The sequence below is a fragment of the Phocaeicola sp. RTP21198st1_B8_RTP21198_201120 genome, assembly GCF_040929485.1.
Classification (GTDB): domain Bacteria; phylum Bacteroidota; class Bacteroidia; order Bacteroidales; family Bacteroidaceae; genus Phocaeicola; species Phocaeicola dorei.
In genome coordinates, this window is sequence record NZ_JBCOCI010000042.1 from 16,372 (window position 1) to 30,216 (window position 13,845).

Annotated in this window: 23 protein-coding genes, 1 tRNA gene and 1 pseudogene; 21 read left to right on the top strand and 4 right to left on the bottom strand. The window is 38.5% G+C overall.

Annotated elements, in window-relative coordinates; translation table 11 throughout:
- The 3 genes from AB5935_RS14810 to AB5935_RS14820 form a co-directional block, all read right to left on the bottom strand.
- The coding region (locus AB5935_RS14810) for a DUF262 domain-containing protein (RefSeq protein ID WP_368327465.1) at positions 1-646 on the bottom strand (646 nt) is incomplete at its 3' end.
- 62 nt (positions 647-708) lie between these two features.
- On the bottom strand, positions 709-1,368 hold the full coding sequence (locus AB5935_RS14815; RefSeq protein WP_051926273.1) for a helix-turn-helix transcriptional regulator: 660 nt from the start codon (positions 1,366-1,368) through the stop codon (positions 709-711).
- Between the two features lie 261 nt (positions 1,369-1,629).
- The gene (locus tag AB5935_RS14820; RefSeq protein WP_038610009.1) at positions 1,630-2,196 is read right to left on the bottom strand and encodes a hypothetical protein; all 567 of its coding nucleotides are present in this window, start codon (positions 2,194-2,196) and stop codon (positions 1,630-1,632) included.
- Between the two features lie 180 nt (positions 2,197-2,376).
- Between AB5935_RS14820 and AB5935_RS14825 the strand changes: the two genes are divergently transcribed.
- From AB5935_RS14825 to AB5935_RS14890, 14 genes and pseudogenes are all read left to right on the top strand, one after another.
- The gene (locus tag AB5935_RS14825) at positions 2,377-2,703 is read left to right on the top strand and encodes an SH3 beta-barrel fold-containing protein (RefSeq protein WP_005847706.1); all 327 of its coding nucleotides are present in this window, start codon (positions 2,377-2,379) and stop codon (positions 2,701-2,703) included.
- 11 nt (positions 2,704-2,714) lie between these two features.
- Entirely contained in the window at positions 2,715-2,960 is a 246-nt protein-coding gene (locus AB5935_RS14830) for a hypothetical protein (RefSeq protein ID WP_005846908.1), read from the top strand.
- Positions 2,961-3,311: 351 nt separating this feature from the next.
- Positions 3,312-3,485, top strand: coding sequence for a hypothetical protein (locus AB5935_RS14835; RefSeq protein WP_007852000.1), 174 nt, complete (start codon positions 3,312-3,314; stop codon positions 3,483-3,485).
- Between the two features lie 238 nt (positions 3,486-3,723).
- Positions 3,724-3,909, top strand: coding sequence for a hypothetical protein (locus tag AB5935_RS14840; RefSeq protein WP_038610006.1), 186 nt, complete (start codon positions 3,724-3,726; stop codon positions 3,907-3,909).
- A gap of 69 nt (positions 3,910-3,978) precedes the next feature.
- A tRNA-OTHER gene (locus AB5935_RS14845) sits at positions 3,979-4,060 on the top strand.
- A gap of 26 nt (positions 4,061-4,086) precedes the next feature.
- Complete coding sequence (locus AB5935_RS14850; RefSeq protein ID WP_005847700.1) at positions 4,087-4,314, top strand: hypothetical protein; 228 nt, start codon at positions 4,087-4,089, stop codon at positions 4,312-4,314.
- Positions 4,315-4,333: 19 nt separating this feature from the next.
- Positions 4,334-4,699, top strand: a complete 366-nt coding sequence (locus AB5935_RS14855; RefSeq protein ID WP_038610003.1) for a hypothetical protein — start codon at positions 4,334-4,336, stop codon at positions 4,697-4,699.
- A 214-nt stretch (positions 4,700-4,913) separates the two neighbouring features.
- Entirely contained in the window at positions 4,914-5,843 is a 930-nt protein-coding gene (locus AB5935_RS14860) for an ATP-binding protein (protein ID WP_007851993.1), read from the top strand.
- Positions 5,827-6,657, top strand: a complete 831-nt coding sequence (locus AB5935_RS14865) for a hypothetical protein (RefSeq protein ID WP_038609997.1) — start codon at positions 5,827-5,829, stop codon at positions 6,655-6,657. The genes AB5935_RS14860 and AB5935_RS14865 overlap by 17 nt, the downstream gene beginning before the upstream one ends.
- Positions 6,650-7,180, top strand: coding sequence for an NUMOD4 domain-containing protein (locus AB5935_RS14870; protein ID WP_038609994.1), 531 nt, complete (start codon positions 6,650-6,652; stop codon positions 7,178-7,180). Before AB5935_RS14865 ends, AB5935_RS14870 begins: the two co-directional genes overlap by 8 nt.
- Positions 7,181-7,207: 27 nt before the next feature.
- Positions 7,208-7,660, top strand: a complete 453-nt coding sequence (locus AB5935_RS14875; protein WP_038609991.1) for a DUF3127 domain-containing protein — start codon at positions 7,208-7,210, stop codon at positions 7,658-7,660.
- Positions 7,661-7,663: 3 nt separating this feature from the next.
- Positions 7,664-8,101: a hypothetical protein gene (locus AB5935_RS14880; RefSeq protein WP_007851986.1), complete on the top strand. Its 438-nt coding sequence runs from the start codon at positions 7,664-7,666 to the stop codon at positions 8,099-8,101.
- A 65-nt stretch (positions 8,102-8,166) separates the two neighbouring features.
- Positions 8,167-8,284, top strand: a pseudogene (locus AB5935_RS28450) (RNA polymerase subunit sigma); the annotation flags it as partial.
- Between the two features lie 919 nt (positions 8,285-9,203).
- The gene (locus AB5935_RS14890) at positions 9,204-9,404 is read left to right on the top strand and encodes a hypothetical protein (RefSeq protein WP_130054178.1); all 201 of its coding nucleotides are present in this window, start codon (positions 9,204-9,206) and stop codon (positions 9,402-9,404) included.
- Here AB5935_RS14890 and AB5935_RS14895 read toward each other — a convergent pair.
- Positions 9,401-9,724 (bottom strand): hypothetical protein, encoded by a 324-nt coding sequence (locus AB5935_RS14895; RefSeq protein ID WP_038609982.1) that lies wholly within the window; start codon positions 9,722-9,724, stop codon positions 9,401-9,403. The two genes, AB5935_RS14890 and AB5935_RS14895, sit on opposite strands and share 4 nt — an antisense overlap.
- A 130-nt stretch (positions 9,725-9,854) precedes the next feature.
- Here AB5935_RS14895 and AB5935_RS14900 point away from each other — a divergent pair, with 130 nt between their 5' ends.
- Genes AB5935_RS14900 through AB5935_RS14930 form a run of 7 tightly spaced genes read left to right on the top strand, consistent with a single transcriptional unit; the run spans position 9,855 to position 13,841 of the window.
- On the top strand, positions 9,855-10,334 hold the full coding sequence (locus AB5935_RS14900) for a recombination protein NinG (protein ID WP_038609978.1): 480 nt from the start codon (positions 9,855-9,857) through the stop codon (positions 10,332-10,334).
- The gene (locus AB5935_RS14905; protein ID WP_051926272.1) at positions 10,331-10,726 is read left to right on the top strand and encodes a hypothetical protein; all 396 of its coding nucleotides are present in this window, start codon (positions 10,331-10,333) and stop codon (positions 10,724-10,726) included. Before AB5935_RS14900 ends, AB5935_RS14905 begins: the two co-directional genes overlap by 4 nt.
- Positions 10,710-11,879 carry a DEAD/DEAH box helicase gene (locus AB5935_RS14910; RefSeq protein WP_038609976.1) on the top strand — a complete coding sequence of 390 codons (1,170 nt, stop codon included), beginning with the start codon at positions 10,710-10,712 and terminating at the stop codon, positions 11,877-11,879. Before AB5935_RS14905 ends, AB5935_RS14910 begins: the two co-directional genes overlap by 17 nt.
- A gap of 25 nt (positions 11,880-11,904) precedes the next feature.
- Positions 11,905-12,768, top strand: a complete 864-nt coding sequence (locus AB5935_RS14915; RefSeq protein ID WP_051926271.1) for a DUF4373 domain-containing protein — start codon at positions 11,905-11,907, stop codon at positions 12,766-12,768.
- Entirely contained in the window at positions 12,746-13,252 is a 507-nt protein-coding gene (locus AB5935_RS14920; protein ID WP_038609967.1) for a DUF6633 family protein, read from the top strand. Before AB5935_RS14915 ends, AB5935_RS14920 begins: the two co-directional genes overlap by 23 nt.
- Positions 13,249-13,461 (top strand): hypothetical protein, encoded by a 213-nt coding sequence (locus AB5935_RS14925; protein WP_007851957.1) that lies wholly within the window; start codon positions 13,249-13,251, stop codon positions 13,459-13,461. The genes AB5935_RS14920 and AB5935_RS14925 overlap by 4 nt, the downstream gene beginning before the upstream one ends.
- Entirely contained in the window at positions 13,440-13,841 is a 402-nt protein-coding gene (locus tag AB5935_RS14930; protein WP_038609963.1) for a hypothetical protein, read from the top strand. The genes AB5935_RS14925 and AB5935_RS14930 overlap by 22 nt, the downstream gene beginning before the upstream one ends.
- Positions 13,842-13,845: the final 4 nt, after the last annotated feature.

A 13,845-nucleotide genomic window follows, 5' to 3' on the forward strand; every position in this document is an offset into this window, starting at 1 on the left:
CTCTAGTTCCGTCATTCTCTGAATTTTTGGAGAGTTTTACAACTCTTCTAAAATTATTGTTTAATGATAGTCTTTTTATAAAATCATTAAATTGACCTCTGAAAATACAGCTTCTAATCTCTTGGTCTGATAATTTTATGCCTCCAGTGTTTAATCTTTCAAATAGGTCAAACCTTATGGATTTGTCACTTTTATCACTTAATGTTGTTATCTTTAACGGCTTTAGTAAAAAGTCAATTTGTAATGAACGTGGCAAGCATTTGAAATCCTTTTCATTAAAAGACTTCATTTTCTTCAGTCCGCAAAGTTGTAATGGAATTTCTTTTTTAATTTTTTTCCTTGCTGAAGAATCTTTTTCTGCTGCAAAATTAATGATGGAACTAAGTCTTTGTACACCATCTATCACTTCCCATGTACCGTCTGGATTGGTTGCCATGAACAATGAAGGTACTGGAATACCCAAAAAAATAGACTCAATAAGAGTTGATTGTCTAAGTGCGTCCCATCTGAATTGTCTTTGGTATTCAGGAGCTATGTCAATAAGTCCATCATTTACCATAGATATTAATTCCTTTACACTCATATCGTAAGAATTAAAATCTACTTTTCTTTTTTGTTCATTGAGTTCTGAATTTATATCTTCCATAATATTTTATTGTTATATAGACTCCATGTGTATTAATTGAAGCTCATAGCATTACTAATGAATTACATTTGCGTTCTTGCCAGTTTCCCGACAACCTTGTATAAATGAATTACATCATTATCTATGTCAATTTCCATATCGGGATATTTTCTTTTCCCATCCGGATTAGCTATATTGTTGTAGGAAGACAATATTGTTTTTTTTCGCTCGTAGTCGATATGAATCATTTTAAGAAGTCTGTCTTCTTTTGTTATAATTACATACGGCTGTCCATTGTCTATGTTTCGTTTGTCTTTTATTTCACGGACAAAGATTGTATCTCCCGACATATACATATCGTACATAGAATCACCATATACGGTTATTCCATAGCATCCAGTAAATTCTGGTATATTCACATATCCAATAACCTTGTTTTCATTTCCGTCAAATCCAATTCCATGTCCTGCGCATACACGTATATCAAGTATTTTAATATCTTTATTCGTGGTTGGAGTTTCAGTGATTGACGAATTGGTATTAATTGTCATGTTGCCAATTCCAGTTATTAACCAATTTATATTAAGGTCAGGGCAAGCAGACGCTATCTTTTCTATTGAATCTGCATTAAAGCCCGTTTTTTTGGCAATAGCTCCACGAGATAAACCAGCTGATTCTTCAAAAGCGGTTTGTCCAATCCCTTTGATTTTTAAATATTCAACAAATCTTTCTTTTGTGCTCATCTTTTTGGGGTTTTACTGTTATCTTTCAGTATATTTGTGTCGGAATCAAGTTGCGGATGATTTCGACTAAATTGTTTAACTATTCCCATTAAGGGACTATATAGGCGACTTGACTTCAAACCGCAACTTTGGAGTTGGTCGCTTTACTATTTGCTATGGAAAAGAAAATTCCCGAAGGTTTCTCTACAGAATTTTTGGACAGTGATGAGGGTGAGAATTTATATTCTCAAATTCAATCTTCATTTACGAATTGTCATTTTTCTACCTCACATTCACCAAAGCTATCCTATTTAATAATTCAAGGTATCCTTCTATTTTATCGGTATGTTTCACACCGGATAAAAGTTTGAGTATTTCGTTTTTCCCGCTTTTTGTAATAGTTATGGATTTGGGATTTACAATACATTCAAGTAATCCTTTTACTACGGCATTGCATGTGATTATATCCGAAAATTGCGAAGTGTGAAATAAACACGCAACTCCATGATATAAAAACCTATATTCTAATCCTAATGGGTCTTTCTCTAACAGTAAGTAATGGTATATCATCCAATTAGTGTTTTCAGAAACAGCCATGTTTTTTTGTACCATGAATGATGCTCCAGTTGATATTTCATCAATCTTATCTCTTGTGCTTTTTATGTCAATTATCGTATATATGTTCCATCCTATCAAGGTTGTTACAAGCAATGATAGAACCCCAACCAATACGCCTTGATAGTCAAAGCCCAACTCTGCCTTGTGAGGGTGTGCAACACAGATTGATACGATGCTTATTACTACTGCAATGCCACTCAATCCTAAAGCCCAATTCTCTTTCTTCTTCATATTATAATAAGGTATAACCTGCTTTAATAGTTAAATAGTGTTGTTGTACTACTATTTTTCAGTAAAAAGAATCTATTACTGAAAAATAGTAGTATTTTTGCATTATCAAATTAAACTGATACAAAGAAACGAAGATTAATTCAGATTTCAAATAGTATAAACATATTAAAATACACGATTATGAGAACAAGAGAATTTTTACACGAAGTAATGAGCCTTGCTTGGCAGTTCGTTAAGCGTAATGGCTACACCATGAGCGAAGCAATGAAGGTCGCTTGGGCTAACTTGAAGTTGAAAGGTGAGATGAAAAAGAAGATAGTGAAGTTCTACTTCAAAAAAGTGGACGGTTCCGTTCGTGAGGCATACGGTACACTAAATGAAAAGCTGATGCCTGCCATCACTGGTACTGACAACAGAAAAAAGAATGATACCGTCCAGACTTACTATGATACTGAACGCCAAGAATTCAGATGCTTCAAAAAAGCTAATCTGATGTCAATCGCATAAAAGATATGGATATGAATGCTTACACGATTAACCAGCAATTGGATAGCCTTTATAAAGATTTAGAGGCTGCCCATAACAATGATGAAGAGGCTGTCTGCCTGATGTTCAATGCTGATAGCAAAAAAGAAGCTATCCAGTTGATAACGGATGAGATAGACAGTTTGGAAGATGCCTTAAAAGGTTTTGAAACTTGTGAAGATGATGGCATGGACTACGATGCTCTATGCCGGGTACAAGGTATCAGCCGATACGCATAATACACGATTATGCAACGCACGACAGCCCTACAGACGGATTGAACGGCAACCGATAGCGAGAATCGGGTAGGGTACTATTGATTAGTTCTTTGAAATTCTGTAAAAGCAATTACGGTGTAATTCATAAGCCGTTTTTGCCAACCAAAGATAACAAACGCACATAAGCAAGTTGGAGCTTGTGAGCTGTGCAATGTTTAACAATTAATAGAAAACACCGCAAAGAATCGTCTTTGAGCAGTGAGCATACGGGTTAGGCGTCCGTACTGTTTTCGACAATATAGCCTGTACTGAACTGAAATAAGGTTCTGCTATTCGATTAGGGTACAGGTACTTATTTAAATTTATACGATTATGAAAACAATCCAATTCATTTTATCCATATTGGTTAGTATATGCGCTGCCGGTATGCTTTACGGGGCTATCACTACTTACAGTCCTATGAAAATATTCTCTGTCACTATAATGGGTGTTATATGTGCCGGATGTGCTTTTCTAATAAGAATCTCTTATAAAGAGTTGAAATAAATGACAAATTGTAATACCGCTAAAAGGTAGACCTCAAATCCGGCACAAGGCGCATGGGTATGAGTGCACAATAACCTTGTAAACCAGCCGGGCGGTAATTTATGAAGTAGCATTGTTGGAATGCGTGTAAGCAATTAATTGTTGGTATTAACTCATATTCTGATTTCTATATTCATCTGGCTTACAAGAAGTAGGTTCGACTCCTACCTTTTTAACGATGTTTTAAACTTATACGATTATGACAGTGGAAGAATTAAGAGGCATGACGCATGAAGATTTAGTAAGGCGTGTGCAAGAACTGGAAAAGGCTAACGAAAAATTAGCTGAAGAGAAAAAAACATGGTATAAATCTTGGAGTGATTTGCAACAGAAGTTTGATCATTTCAAGAATGCGGTTAAAAGCATTGTTCTGATAATAGATTAGATATTCGTGTTTTATTTTGATGTTTGTACTGGGTGTGCCGTCCGTGAGGATAGTGCACCTTTTTTAATCGGATGGTTAGCTTATCGGTTAGAGCTTCGTGCTGTGCAACCAATTGGCACGATTGAGAGGGGTTCGATTCCCTTACCATCCACGAATCATTAATTAAATTTTATTCTTATGGCAAAAGAACTGAAAGAAAGAACAGAAATCAAGAAAAAGCTGAAAAAGAAGAATGACAGAATCAGCTTTGACTTTAGCGACAAGCTTGCCGGACAGCTTCGCAGGTGTACCGCTGATCTTAATAGGTTGGCAAGGATTGACCGGATAATAGACAAGGAGCAAACGTTGTATTCGGTGGACACTAACAGGGAAGCCGGATATATTGAGGTTATCCGCAATTATTAATCAGCCGACTTACACGATTATGAGGAGAGTTTTTAATGAACTTACACCTGAATGCGAGATTACGGCACGAATGTATGCACAAGGGTATGAGAAGAAGGAGATAGCCGATTTGAAATGCAGGGCTGTGAGCACAATAAACAACCAGTTGCAGAAGGCTTTCGAGATTCTTCATGTAAGAAATGGAAGAGAACTGGCGACCATGCTATATGAGCGTTTGGCTGGCATGAAATTCACTATGGATTTCCCACCAATAGCCCGTTCTGTTATCGCCTGTTGTTTATTATGTGTGTTTTCAATTACGTTTTATCAGGATTTCCATTCGGATATGCGTAGGGCAAAACGGATTAGAGAAGAGAAAATAGAATTTCTGAAAGATATGATATGAAAAGAGGAAAGGTTGAATCCGTACAGAAACTTTGGCTTAATAAGGATGAAACGATGGCTTATTTGGGGTGTAGCGTTGATTACCTTGATAAACTTAGGAATAACGCCCAGGTTTCATTTGCCAAAGATGGAAAAATGATTTGGTACAATTTGGAGTCGATCAATAGATTTTTGAATAGAATGAAAGTAATATAAACCCTTTAAATTTTACGATTATGAGTCTTATTAAAAAATCAAATGAATTAGTAATTCCTACCACTGTAAAGATGATGATTTACGGTCAGGCTGGTATGGGAAAATCAACAGTGGCATTGAGCGCACCGAAACCGTTATTATTGGATTTCGATAATGGCGTTAAGCGTATGAATATGGCGCATTTGGAAAACATAGATACTGTACAGGTCACTTCATGGAGTGATGTTCAACAGGTCTTGCAGGAGGATTTGTCTGTTTATCAGACCATTGTAGTTGATACAATCGGTAAGATGATGGATTTCATCATTACTTATAAATGTGGCAGCCGCCAACCGTCTATCAGGGATTGGAGCGGTATCAATGCGGAGTTTTCATGGATGACACGAACACTCTCGGGGCTTAACAAGCACATCATTTTCGTTGCCCATCGCGACACAAGAAAAGAAGGTGATGATACGGTGTTTATCCCTGCCTTGCGTGAAAAATCCTACAACTCTATCGTTACTGAACTGGATTTGCTCGGTTATCTTGAAATGAAAAGCGAAAGAGGCGTCCAAAGACGTACCATCACTTTTGACCCAACTTCAAGAAATGATGGTAAGAATACTTGCAATCTTCCTTCAGTGATGGAAGTTCCTACCATCCTTGACAAAAACGGTAATCCAACCGCCAAGAACGACTTTATCACTACCAAGATAATCAATTCGTATTTGGGTATGCTTGCAGCGAAGAAAGCGGCACAAGAAAAGTATGATAAAGTTATTGAAGAAATCAAAGAGCAGATTGAACTTATTACGGATGCGGAATCTGCCAATAATTTTATCGCGCAAATAGATAATTTTGAGCACGTTGGTTCTTCAAAGCAAATGGCGGCAAAGTTGGTAGCCAACAAAGCGAAGTCTTTGAATCTGAAACTTAATTCAGAAAAGAAATATGAACCAGCAGCCTAAATATCGTATTTACGCAACGCTTCTCGATGCCTTTGGGGGATATCTGAATAGTGATGTGATTTGGGATAAGTATTGGGGGTGGTCAGAAAATCCACCCCATACTCCCGAAGAATTTCACGAACAACAGTTTCAAGAACTGATAGACCGGATTAACCGCAAGCCATTCGACAGCGAAGCGGCAGACCGTGGCACGGTTTTCAATGAAATCATTGACTGTATGATTGAAAATCGGAAATCCGAAACTGTGCAAGTTGAAAAGGTATATAAGGTAATACGCGAAGGAGCTTGTGACGAAACAGGTAAACCTTTGTATTACGATGAGGTTCAAACCAACGAGGTTATAGGTTTGAAAGCTACCTATAATAATCGCGTTTTTACTTTCCCAATTTCACTTTGCCGAGAGTTTGCCAATTACTACAAAGGCGCATTAACCCAACAAAGAGTAGAAGCGATTCTTCCAACCGCATACGGCAATGTTTTGGTTTATGGGGTAATTGACGAGCTGATGCCGGCCAGCGTCCACGACATCAAAACAACCGGAAGCTATACCGTAGGGAAGTTCAAAGACCACCATCAACACCTTGTTTATCCTTATGCTTTGATGCAGAACGGTTCGGATGTACGGACATTTGAGTATAACATTGTAGAGTTCAACAAAGGCGGTTATGTGGTAGATACCTATACAGAGATGTACGTTTTCAACCCAGAGCGTGATATTCCTATTCTCACTAATCATTGTGAGGAGTTTATCCGGTTCTTGGAAGAAAACAGAGAACTTATAACCGATACCAAAATTATATCAAATAATGAGTAGTGAAATTTGGAAGCCTATTAAAGATTATGAAGGTCTTTATGAGGTATCATCTTTAGGCAGAATAAAATCTATGCCTAAAAAATTTATAAGAAACGGAGCTGTAACACATTTTGAAGAAAAGATATTAACGCCTTCTGATAGTCATGGGTATCGTTCTGTTGTTCTAACAAAGAATGGCATTCATAAAACGCATAGCGTTCACAGATTGGTGGCTTTAGCTTTCATTCAAAATCCAAATAACTATACTCAAATAAATCATAAAGACGAAAATAAATCCAATAACAGAGTTGAAAATCTTGAATGGTGTACACATTCATACAATATGAATTATGGAACGCTCCAAGAGCGTAAGGGGAAAGCTAATGGTGTGCCAGTCTATCAATATACCAAATCTGGTGACTTCGTTAAGAAATATCCTTCGTTGAAATCAGCAGCGGTAAGTAACGGATTCCAAAGTTCACCTATTCAAAATTGTTGCTGTGGAAGAAGTAAGACTTCGTATGGATTTATATGGAAATATTAATTAAAAGATTTTTGGAGGAGAAAATTAATGGCAAACCAAATAACCGGACGGATAATTCAAATCGAACAGACCGTCCAAATTACGTCCAAAAACGGTGGAGCTACATTTACCAAACGGGAGTTCATTTTAGATGCTACCACTTACGACCCTTATACGGGAGAGCGTAGCGAGTATGAGAACATTATTCCCTTAGAGTTTTCGGGTGACAAGTGTACAGAACTTGACCGCTTTAATCAGGGTGATGTTGTTACTGTATCATTTGTCTTACAAGGGCGTTCTTGGACGAATCAAGACGGAGAATTCAAACGTATGGTATCCATTCGATGCTATAAAATAGAAGCGCGTGGCGGTGTATCTCAATCCCAACAGACAACATCGATACAACAGCCAGCGCCACAACCGACTTATCAGCAACAGCCGCAGAACTTTCCGCCTCCGGTTGATGCTAATGGCAATGTAAAGGATGATTTGCCTTTTTAGCGTATGCTGTTCGACTTGAAGAATGAATATCAAATACCCAAGTTCAAGGAGTATGTAAACAAGCTGTTTAGTGAACGTGCGGTGGTGGAAGTGAAAAAGAAACTACCTAACCGCACGCTTGCCCAAAACAGCTACTTGCATCTTCTTTTAGGGTATTTCGGTAGTGAGTACGGTTGCAGTCTCGACGAAGCAAAAATTGATTTTTATAAGAGGACTTGCAACCGTGATTTGTTTGAACGTAAGACGGTCAACAAGAAAGGCAATGAAGTAACCTATCTGAGAAGCTCTGCCGAACTGACAACGGGGGAAATGACCCTGAGTATTGACCGTTTCCGTAATTGGAGCGCATCGGTGGCTGGTATCTATCTGCCGGCTGCAAATGAACATCAAATGCTGATATACGCCCAGCAGGAAATACAAAGAAATCAAGAATTTATTTAGTTATGATAGAAACAAGAAAAACAGAAATCAGGTATGTGACATCTGATCCGAAAAAGATGCTCAACATGTACCTTGCAAAACGTGTCCTCAAAACATGGGAGGAATCTTTCATTGATGAAGATACAGGTGAAACAGTAACCATCGAACGGAATGAAATTCTTTTTGACCGTGGCACGCTGATAGACCAAGACACTTTGGCGAAAATTCGTTTCAGTATGGAAGCTGACGGCATTAAGGAAGTGGAAGTCAGCAACCAGAACCGCTTGGCATTCGAGAACGAGAACAGTGTTTTATATCCGTACATCGCTCAAGCGCAAATAGGTGACAAGAAACATAAGTTCCTGCTGTATGCCACCGGATTGGAGAATACTTGTAGTATCTTGAAAGATTACATCGAACTAAACTATATGTTCGGATTCACCTTGACAATGGTCAAGGAGTTCGATTCTTGCGTGATTCTTACTGACAACTTGAAAGAACGTAAGGTTGACGATGCTTCGCTTGCCTATCTCAAAAATGAAATCACTATGGCAGAATACGTTGACAAAATGGACGATGAGACGGAAGATAGTGACGAAGAATCTAAACCGAATGAAAAGAAATTCTACCAGATTGAGACGAAAATCACATTCACGGATGGGGAGAATGAAGACGAGAGAGTTCAGACTTTTGTCGTGAACACCTTCAACGTTGACAGAGCGATGATGCTTATTACTCACTACCTCAAAAATAAAGAGGAAGAATGTGAGAAACAAGCCAAAGAAAAGGGGCATGAGTTCAAAAAGAGAGAAATCCATACAGCTATTGAATCCGCCAAACCTATACCGGTCGGGCGGTTTATTCCGAAAGAATTTTCAATGGCTTATATGGAATAACTTTGTTAACCTGCCTGCTCGGTCTGTGAAGATAGGACGGGCGAATATGGGGCGTTTGGCTGGTGTGACTATTGTGATGCGCAGCAATGTAGAGGAGGGCAGTTCGATTCTGCCACGCCCCTCATAAATGTGAGCCACACATAAATGGCAAGGGTTAGTGAATAATGGTTGTGCCCCGGAGAATACGCTTCGGGGCTTTAATTGGTAAACAAATAAAATCATACATTATGGAAATGGAAATAAAAATAGCAGTACCCGAAACCGGAAACATATTCGATGCAGAGTTCTCATTGTCAATTGTAGGCATGAAAGTTAAAAACCGGGAAGCACTAAAAATGCTTCCCGATAAAATAAAGCAATCCTTAATTGATTGTGTTGAACTCGAAAGAAATACTTGCTTGGAGGATAAAATCAAACAAGTACTTTAATCAACGTATGTGTCAAGGTAGTGAATGAAAAAGTCTATTTTGGAGATTACTTTATCGAAATCTTTTTGCACAAAATCAATGCGCCCTCCAACGGCAGCGGATTTAAATCTAAGATTGCTTAGACTTTCGAGTTCCTTGTTTAAAGGAAGTCCGGGATTAAAAGCAAATACAAGATGAACAAACTCCCTAATAGCATCATATATTCCCGGATACGAATTGAAAGGGTCTTCTATATTAAAGATTTCTCCTTTTTTCTGTATCTCCAATACGTCATTTTTTATTGCTTCCGCCTTTTCTTTATAAAATGATTTATCTCTCATATACTTTAAAGTTTAAAATTAGACAAAGCAAAGATAACAATAAAAGGGCATATCATATTTCCCAAGATGAGTTTAAAATTAGACACTTTATCCTCTCTATCAGATATGCCCTTATATTATAAATAATAGTATGCCATACTACATAAAACGAACAAAGGCTAAGAAAAAAGACAAGCCTTTACCTCTGTTTGATAAAGCAGGGATAACAGTAAAGAAGAAGCCGGATTTGAAAGCTAAGCTCGACAAAGAGTTTTCCCTTTTTATCCGGCTTCGTGATGCAATGCCAAACGGGTATTTTAGATGTATCTCGTGCGGACAGATAAAGCCGTTTACACAAGCAGACTGCGGGCACTATTTCAGCCGCACACACCTGGCGACACGTTTCGATGAAAATAACTGCCATGCTGAGTGCCGTCACTGCAACAGGTTCAAAGCTGACCATTTGGAAGGCTACCGGGTTAATCTGATAGCTAAAATCGGGCAACAGAAATTTGACTTGCTGAAAGTAAAAGCTGCTGGTACTTCTAAGATGTCAGATTTTGAGTACGAGCAACTAATTAAGTATTACAAAGCACTCAATAAGAAATTACGAAAGGAGAAAGGAATATGAAATCCACTATCATTGAAGGAGTTGAATATAAACTCACACCGATAAAAAAAGAAAATAAGACAATAGCTTTATTTATCCTCACTATGCCCAAAAACAATTCATGGAATGGTAAATGGACTGGAGAAGGAAATTTATATGCCTATTCGCAGGTTGCATTTAGACGTGGAAAGCCAATCTATTCAAATCTAAAAGAAGGAAACTTCTATTATGATTTTGGCGATGGATGGGTAGCAAATGTGGAAGTCAGATATGTTACACCAAGCGAATCTAAAAAAATAATGCGGAAATCTAAAGGTTTCTGTGGATATACTTGGATGTGCGATGAGATAATGAAACTTGGAAGAATCAGAACCGTTACAGAAAGAAGAGCAGACAATGTACAAACTACGTGATTACCAACAGAAAGCCTCTGATGCTGCCGTTTCTTTCTTCAACAACAAGACCAAGAAAACTAATGCCATTATGGTGTTACCTACGGGCAGCGGAAAGTCGCTTATCATAGCGGATATAGCCGCAAGGCTTGACGGACATACCTTGGTGTTCCAGCCAAGCAAAGAGATATTGGAACAAAATTTTAAGAAGCTCTGTTCATACGGTATTCTTGATTGCAGTATCTATTCGGCTTCCTTTAATTCAAAGGAGATAAGCCGGATAACATTTGCCACCATCGGCAGTGTGAAGAATCATCCCGAACTGTTTACCCACTTCAAGAACATCATTGTGGATGAATGTCATCTTGTAAACCCCAAAGAGGGAATGTACAAGGATTTTTTTGATGCAGTGAAGTGTAAGGTTCTTGGACTGACAGCAACGCCATACCGTTTAAGCTCCAGCCGTGATTTCGGCTCCATGCTGAAATTTATCACTCGGACAAAACCTCATGTCTTTTCAGAGGTCATTTATCATGTACAGGTATCAACCTTATTAGATATGGGCTACTTGGCGAAGTTGGATTACTATTCAATGAATCCTTCAGGGTGGAATGAACTTAACTTGAAAGTAAATACTACTGGTGCCGACTATACGGATAGGTCAGTTCAAAAAGAATATGAACGGATAGACTTCTACGGTTATCTTGTTCATATCGTCCAAAGGCTGATGAACCCCAAAGCCGGAGGAAAACGGAAAGGCATTTTGGTATTTACCCGCTTCTTGAAAGAAGCGGAACGGCTTACATGGTCTATACCCGAAATCGCAATTGTTTCGGGTGATACTCCTAAGAAAGAACGCGAACATATTCTTGAAGCGTTCAAAGCTGGTGAAATTCCGGTAGTGGCGAATGTGGGTGTACTTACGACCGGCTTTGACTATCCTGAACTTGATACGGTCGTTATGGCACGTCCTACAATGTCTTTAGCTATGTGGTATCAGATAGTCGGTCGGGCTATCCGTCCGCATCCCTCTAAGGAATGTGGGTGGATTGTTGACCTCTGTGGAAATATCAAGCGTTTCGGGGAGGTGTCAGACTTGCGATTGCACGACAGTGGCAACGGTAAATGGGCTGTATTTTCTAACGGAAGGCAATTAACTAACGTGAGATTTTAAGATATGAGTTTTAAACCTAAATAATATGGCTGGCAGACCTACAAAACAGGGAATAGATTACTTTCCTTTGGATGTAGGTTTCTTTTCGGACGTGAAGGTCAGGAAAATCGCAAGGGCTTGTGGCCCACAATCGACTTCCATACTTATTTGCCTGCTGTGTAATATCTACAAGGATGAAGGGTATTACATTTTGTGGGACGAAGATTTGCCTTTTGTTATTGCTGACACTGTTGGGGTTTCCGAGGGCGCAGTAAAAGAAGTATTGACTAAGGCCGTACAGGTTGGATTCTTTGACGCGGAAATGTTCTCCGTGCATAGAGTGCTGACATCGGCCGGAATACAAAGGCGATTTTTACTTGCCACATATCAAAGAAAAGAAACTGAAATTATCCCTGAATATATGATTAATTGCACAAATAATCCGATTAATCATGCAAATAATTCAATTAATACTGTTGATAATAGACAAAGTAAAGTAAAAGTAAAAAGAAAGAAAACTAAAGAAACCTCTACTAGCGTAGAGGCAAAGAAAGTCGAGCAAGCGAAGAAACTTGCCGCGGCTAAAGCCGCTACACTCAAACGAAGAGATGCTTTCTATCAGTCTTTAGTTCCGTATGTCGAAAGATACGGGAAAGAGATGATACGTGCTTTCTTCGACTATTGGTCTGAACTGAATAAGTCAGAAACTAAAATGAAATTTGAAACTAATCAAACATGGGAGGTTGCTAAACGACTTGCCACGTGGGCTAACAGGGAAAAATTTAATGGAAAATCAAGTAATTCAATACAATCCACAGGAACTTATACCACCGGAAGAGTTGCCCAAGACAAGGCAGCAAGCCGTCAATCTCTTGAAGACCTCGCCGATGCTATATTGGGACAGCATTAGGCCGAGAACAGTTCTTGATGTATTCAATGCTCCACAGGTTTCGATAACAGATATATCAAAAGAATTTGGAGAAATAAAATTGCAAGCCTTGATGGTGAAATGGATGAATAGCTTTCTTCGGTTTTATTCAGTGAATGGGGCGATGGACGCAATACAGGTTGCTGATACTATAAATCTAATCATTGAAACTTATCCACACTACACACAAGATGATTTTAAATTATTTTTCAATATGGCTAAAAAAGGAATGTTTGGGCAAATATTCGGCCGTATGGATGGAGAGGTTATTATGAATTGGCTAACAAAATATGATATTCACCGTGATACTGTTGGTTCTGCAGAAAGTATTAAGGAGGCTGATAAATTTAAACCTTTATCTCAAGCACAAGTTAACAGTGGGATCTATTATTCCGAATACCTTGAGATCAAGCGGCGTGCTGATGCCGGAGATAAAGAAGCCAAGAAAATGTTGATGCCACCATGAGAATAACCGTTTACTGGGTAACAAGAAATCCGGATGTTATCGTAAGAATCCGGAAAAAGTTCAATATCCCAAGTTATACTTCCGTGAACTACGAAACAGAATGTGAAATCAAGGATGAAGACTTTTCACTGTTAGAAGAAACAGAACGAAGGGGATTTATTCAAATTAGAAATAAGAATACACGATTATGCAAGGAACAGACAAACTGAATACGATAACCAACATCGTATTTGTCCTCACGGACGTTTTAGAAACCAACCTTCTAGAAATGCAGCAGCAATATAAGAAAGAAGGCTTTGAATTGCGGCACGATTCAAAAAGAAACTTCAACACAGCCATAGCCGCAATAAAGAGATTGAAAAGTGATGTGAATCATTGCAGCGAATCCACTCAGGAAAACTTCGGCAATGATTCTGACATGGTGAACGCCATGTTGCTCACACTGATTGATAGGTGCGGTGATGATGACAACCTCGCTTATAAGATGTACGAATACATTAAATCTTTCCCGTCCAAACTGAATCTGGACTTGGATTTGGATAATGCGTTCAGCCACCTGTTTAGAAAGGAGAAATCAACAAAAGAATAGCATA

Bases quoted from the DNA above. Each gene is read 5' to 3' on its own strand.
- AB5935_RS14850 (WP_005847700.1), top strand. From the start codon at position 4,087: ATGGCAAAAGAACTGAAAGAAAGAACAGAAATCAAGAAAAAGCTGAAA.
- AB5935_RS14865 (WP_038609997.1), top strand. From the start codon at position 5,827: ATGAACCAGCAGCCTAAATATCGTATTTACGCAACGCTTCTCGATGCC.
- AB5935_RS14820 (WP_038610009.1), bottom strand. From the start codon at position 2,196: ATGAAGAAGAAAGAGAATTGGGCTTTAGGATTGAGTGGCATTGCAGTA.
- AB5935_RS14860 (WP_007851993.1), top strand. From the start codon at position 4,914: ATGAGTCTTATTAAAAAATCAAATGAATTAGTAATTCCTACCACTGTA.
- AB5935_RS14855 (WP_038610003.1), top strand. From the start codon at position 4,334: ATGAGGAGAGTTTTTAATGAACTTACACCTGAATGCGAGATTACGGCA.
- AB5935_RS14830 (WP_005846908.1), top strand. From the start codon at position 2,715: ATGAATGCTTACACGATTAACCAGCAATTGGATAGCCTTTATAAAGAT.
- AB5935_RS14840 (WP_038610006.1), top strand. From the start codon at position 3,724: ATGACAGTGGAAGAATTAAGAGGCATGACGCATGAAGATTTAGTAAGG.
- AB5935_RS14815 (WP_051926273.1), bottom strand. From the start codon at position 1,368: ATGAGCACAAAAGAAAGATTTGTTGAATATTTAAAAATCAAAGGGATT.
- AB5935_RS14915 (WP_051926271.1), top strand. From the start codon at position 11,905: ATGGCTGGCAGACCTACAAAACAGGGAATAGATTACTTTCCTTTGGAT.
- AB5935_RS14930 (WP_038609963.1), top strand. From the start codon at position 13,440: ATGCAAGGAACAGACAAACTGAATACGATAACCAACATCGTATTTGTC.
- AB5935_RS14835 (WP_007852000.1), top strand. From the start codon at position 3,312: ATGAAAACAATCCAATTCATTTTATCCATATTGGTTAGTATATGCGCT.
- AB5935_RS14920 (WP_038609967.1), top strand. From the start codon at position 12,746: ATGCTATATTGGGACAGCATTAGGCCGAGAACAGTTCTTGATGTATTC.
- AB5935_RS14870 (WP_038609994.1), top strand. From the start codon at position 6,650: ATGAGTAGTGAAATTTGGAAGCCTATTAAAGATTATGAAGGTCTTTAT.
- AB5935_RS14825 (WP_005847706.1), top strand. From the start codon at position 2,377: ATGAGAACAAGAGAATTTTTACACGAAGTAATGAGCCTTGCTTGGCAG.
- AB5935_RS14875 (WP_038609991.1), top strand. From the start codon at position 7,208: ATGGCAAACCAAATAACCGGACGGATAATTCAAATCGAACAGACCGTC.
- AB5935_RS14880 (WP_007851986.1), top strand. From the start codon at position 7,664: ATGCTGTTCGACTTGAAGAATGAATATCAAATACCCAAGTTCAAGGAG.
- AB5935_RS14890 (WP_130054178.1), top strand. From the start codon at position 9,204: ATGGAAATGGAAATAAAAATAGCAGTACCCGAAACCGGAAACATATTC.
- AB5935_RS14905 (WP_051926272.1), top strand. From the start codon at position 10,331: ATGAAATCCACTATCATTGAAGGAGTTGAATATAAACTCACACCGATA.
- AB5935_RS14910 (WP_038609976.1), top strand. From the start codon at position 10,710: ATGTACAAACTACGTGATTACCAACAGAAAGCCTCTGATGCTGCCGTT.
- AB5935_RS14900 (WP_038609978.1), top strand. From the start codon at position 9,855: ATGCCATACTACATAAAACGAACAAAGGCTAAGAAAAAAGACAAGCCT.
- AB5935_RS14895 (WP_038609982.1), bottom strand. From the start codon at position 9,724: ATGAGAGATAAATCATTTTATAAAGAAAAGGCGGAAGCAATAAAAAAT.
- AB5935_RS14925 (WP_007851957.1), top strand. From the start codon at position 13,249: ATGAGAATAACCGTTTACTGGGTAACAAGAAATCCGGATGTTATCGTA.